The sequence below is a fragment of the Candidatus Phytoplasma sp. AldY-WA1 genome (assembly GCF_020312115.2).
GTDB classification, from domain to species: Bacteria; Bacillota_I; Bacilli_A; order Acholeplasmatales; family Acholeplasmataceae; genus Phytoplasma; species Phytoplasma vitis.
In genome coordinates this window covers 1-4,552 of record NZ_JAHRHX020000046.1, presented here as the reverse complement: position 1 = coordinate 4,552, position 4,552 = coordinate 1, and the positions used below count along the sequence as shown (strand labels likewise).

The 4,552-nt window shown below is 25.5% G+C and carries 4 protein-coding genes; all 4 read right to left on the bottom strand.

What is annotated here, in order from left to right; translation table 11 throughout:
- Positions 1-373: 373 nt before the first annotated feature.
- Positions 374-1,492: a hypothetical protein gene (locus tag KTO59_RS03455; protein ID WP_284928647.1), complete on the bottom strand. Its 1,119-nt coding sequence runs from the start codon at positions 1,490-1,492 to the stop codon at positions 374-376.
- 157 nt (positions 1,493-1,649) lie between these two features.
- Complete coding sequence (locus KTO59_RS03450; protein ID WP_284928646.1) at positions 1,650-2,909, bottom strand: AAA family ATPase; 1,260 nt, start codon at positions 2,907-2,909, stop codon at positions 1,650-1,652.
- 597 nt (positions 2,910-3,506) lie between these two features.
- Complete coding sequence (locus KTO59_RS03445; RefSeq protein ID WP_284928645.1) at positions 3,507-3,686, bottom strand: hypothetical protein; 180 nt, start codon at positions 3,684-3,686, stop codon at positions 3,507-3,509.
- 239 nt (positions 3,687-3,925) lie between these two features.
- The coding region (locus KTO59_RS03440) for a hypothetical protein (protein ID WP_284928644.1) at positions 3,926-4,552 on the bottom strand (627 nt) is incomplete at its 5' end.

Sequence of the window (4,552 nt, the reverse complement as noted above, 5' to 3'; positions counted from 1 at the left end):
CTAATTTAAATATAAAAAAACCAAACTAAAAAATTAATTTAGTTTGGTTTTTTTATTATTTTTTTTTTGGGGTCGCACTGTTATAATTTTTTGTAAATAAATTTATTTTTAATACCGAAAAGAATAGTTAAATCAAACTAGTCTTTTTTGTTTTTAGTGAAAAGAGGTTTTAAAAATATGCAGTGTTAAAAAAAGTATTTATATTTTTTTATAACAGTGCTCACTGTGTTATTAAATTAAAAGTTGTTAATGTTTTAGGGTTCAGTTCGCTTCTTTCTTATTTAGATTGGTTTTTTGTATTTTGGTTTATTTTTTTAATGTTTAACGTTTTTTTTGTTTATAGTAAAAAAACAGCTGTTTTAGTTGAGTGTAATTAGTTAGTGATTTGGTAAATTTTTTTTAATTCGTCAATTATGGTTTTTTCGTTATTACTTTTTAATGTTTCAAATTCTTTATCTAATTGTTGTTTGGTTTTTTCAACGCTTTTTAATATGTTGCCATATTGTTTTTTGTCTTCATCTTCAATTTCTCTTTGTATATAAATTATTCGTTGAATAATTTCCGTACGTTCGTTTTGTAATTGGTTGAGTTCTTTTTGTAATTGTTGACGTGTTTCTGCATCTGGTGCTGTAGGGAATTCATCTTTTTTTCGTTGGATTTTTTCATTATATTCTTTTGTTATTCCTTTTTTAAATTGAAGTTCATTATTTAGATTATTTATATTTTTTAGTTTGTCTTGAATTTCAACAATGATTTTTTCATATCCATTAATTCTTAATTGACTTTCTTGTATTGTCGATTTAATTGGTGTTTTTATTTCTTCAATTTTAGTTTTTTCGTTTGGATTTAGATTGCTTGGTAATAAATTGTCATCTAATGATAAAATGTAATTTTTTATTTCGTCGAATCTAGTTTGTGAAATAGGGATTTGGGATTTTACTTTATCTTTTTCTTTAGCTAATTGTTCTTTTATTTCATAAAATTCTATAGCTAATTCTGCATCTGTTTTTTCTTTTTTTTCTAAATCGATCAATTGATTATTCAAGATACAAATGTTTTGTTCGATATATTTACATTTTTCCTTAATTTCTTTAATTTTATTTTCATTTTCTTCTAAATGTTTTTCGACTCTTTCTTTTTCTTCTTTAGTTAAATCAAGAGAATCCTGTAATTCTTTTATTTCTTCTTTGACTTTATTTGCCGCAGTATATAGGTCTGAATTTAGTCCATCATAATTTTTTAAAAGATTATCATATTGTTTAAGTTTTTCATCTAAATGAACTACTGTTTTAGCTGCGTATTTAGAAGATGGTTCTCTTTTAGTTAGATAGACAAAAGCTATTAATAATGCAATTATTATTGCAATTGAAATAATAATTTTCTTTAATGAAAATTTACACATTCCATAAATTAGAAATATAATAGGTATAATTGATATAAGTAAAAATATAGTTTTATAATGTTTAAAAAATAACATTGTTATTGAGATCATATTTCATTTCCTTTCTTTTTTGATTTTTTTTAAAATTAGTATGACTTTTTTTTATTTAGTTTGTTTACTGAGCAGTGATTAGGTTTTGTTTGTGTTGCTGCGGTTTGATATATGCGTAGTTGTTTTTTAAAAAAAACAACTACGGAATATAGTAAAATTATTTAGATTGAGATGTTAATTCTTTTTCTATTTGATTTAACACATCAATGTTTGGTGAAATGATCATCTTGTATGCTTGTTTTAAATCATCTTTGTTAATTACTTTTCTTTTATCTTCACCAGTTCCACGGTTTCTTGCGAATACGCTGACTGCTGTTTTTAAAAGGTTTTCGAGTGTACGATTTGCTTTTAAAAATTCTTGTTCTTTTGGCAAGCGCTCTAATGATTCGTTAATAACATTGAATAAATAATCTTCTGACGCATAACAGTATGGATTATTACGTTTTTTGATTAAGAATTCTAACATTTTTTTACGTTCTTCTTTGTTTCCTGGTTTAACTTCGATATTGTAAGTGAATCTTGATTTGATAGCTTCGTCGATTTGTTCGATGTGATTTGTTGCGCCGATGACGAAGATTGGTTCACTTGGATGGTTGTCAGCTGATGTCATTTCAGTTTTGAATTGGTTGACAACGTTGGCAATTTCAGAACCAGCTTCCAATGATGTTAAATCAGCAAAAATAGTTTCACATTCGTCTAAAAATATAATTGCTCCATTTGGTTCTATTTGTTCTTTACCATTTATTATTGTTCGGTGTGATACTGTACCATTTTTTTTCGCCGTTTTCTTTCCAGCTGCTTCTCTTGCTGCTGCAAATAAGTCTTGGACCATTTGTGGTGCAAGTCCTTTGTATTTTTGAGAGAAGATAGAACTACTTACTTCGAAAAATGGTAAATTTGTCTCTTTTGCTAATGCGCGTGCTAATGTTGTTTTACCAGTACCAGGACATCCGTACATTAAGATTCCTAATGGTGCTTCGACATCACCGATTCCTTCATAATTTGATTTATTTTTTAAGTAATCTAAGAATCCGTCACACGCTGTTAATTCTTCTTTAAATCCAATTAATTTGTCAAATGATAAAAATTTCCTAGAATCGGATGGTTGGAAATCGTATGCTGGTCCTTCGTCATCACCTGATTGTGTTAAATTATCAGCCCTATTTGATGTGTTGTTTGCTGATAATGATTGTAATAATTGTGCTTCTTTTTTCTTTTCTAGTTCATTAATTTTGTATTCAAACATTTTTAATTTTTTTGAATTATTCGTTTCAATATGGGTAATTGCATCATGATGTATGTAAATAAAAATTGACATAATACAAATCATGAAAAATAATAAAAAACTAAAATAATGTAAAAATTTTGATTGTGTTTTTGTTTCTGTTATAAAGTTTGTTTCTTTGTTTGTTAACATAATTTTTTTTCCTTTTTTTGATTTTTTTTTGTTTTTTTTAAAAATTTGATATGGTTTTTTTAGAATTAAAGAAAATCTTCTAATTCTTCACCAGTTAATTTGTATTCTTGTTTTAATTCTTCGGTTAATATTTCGAGTTTTGCTTAAACATCATCCATAAAATCATTAAATTTTTCGTCTATTTCATAAAGAAAATCATTTAAACAATCGGTAATATTAATTTTACAATGATATGTCATTGCACACTGTTATAAATTTTTGTAAATAAATTCATTTTTAATACCGAAAAGACTAGTTAAAAAACTAGTCTTTTTTGTTTTTAGTAAAAAAATAAAATACTCAGCCATACCATGTCGTTAAACTGTTAAATTAAGAACAATTTTATTTTTCTTTTTTATTTATTTATTTGAATAAAAAAAGAAAGGAGAAAATTTTTGAAATTAAGATAAAAATAAAAAACAAAATTAAAAAACAAGAATTAGTCATTAAAAATGAATTAAAAAAACATTTACAATTTTTTATAACAGTACATTGATTCATAAAAAGATTCAAAACGTCCTCGTTCATTAATTTCGAGAGTTGTATATGTTAAATCTTTTAATCTGTTGGTGTTTGACTTTCATTTTGATTCAATTTTAGATCTATAATTGAAGTTGGTTGAATTCCGTTAGTTCTCAATTCTACAATTATAATTGGTGTATTCGTTGTCGTTGGTGTTGTTTCAGATTTTGGACCGAATATTCCTATAACAAAAACTGTTATTAGTAAAACAAACATTATTAAAGTTAAAATTTTTAATAATGCATCATAAAAACGAATGAATTCCTGAAGTCATACAAAGTCAGAAATGATGTCGGTTAATTGAACGAAAAGAACAATTAATTACAACAAACATTAAAGCGAAATGAGACGAATTAACTAGTCAAGAAAAAGGATTAATTAATTTTATTAGTAGTAATTTAAATCAATCTCAAAAAGGATTTTTAAAATTAAAATTAATTTAAATCTTAAATAAATTAAGCGTTGCTATTTGTGGTTGGAGTTTGGATGATATCTTGTGTTCCTTCGAACGATTGGCCTTGAGAATTAACTAATTCATATTCAACAATAACTGTTATTTCGTTTAAATCTTTTAAATCACCATCAGCGAAATCTCTTTGTTGTGTTTCAACTGTGATTTTGTAGTCTTGGTCTGCAACTATTTGTTTACGGCTTGCGTCGCTATAAGTTTCACCATTGATTTTAAGTTGTGAATTAAATAATTCACCTATTTTATTATTTTCATTATTTTTATATTTCAATGTTGTTTTCAAAAACATCTTTGTTTCAATTCTTTTTCCATTGCTTTCAAGTTTTCCATTAAAAGTGTGGATTACTTTATGTGTGTCATTATTTGAATCTAACATTGGATAGTCAATTGGAATTAAAAGTTTGTTAACTGAGGGATCTTTTGTTTGAGATTCTGTAACAATTAATCTAGCCAATTTATTCTGAACTTTTACTTTATGTTCTTTTGTCTGTGAGAAATATTTAGATATAGCGAATGCGATACCACAAGTTGTTAATACAACTCCAATAAAAATTAGTCCTATTTTTGTTTTACCATTATATTTTTTAAAAAAATTCATAAATCTAATTTCCTT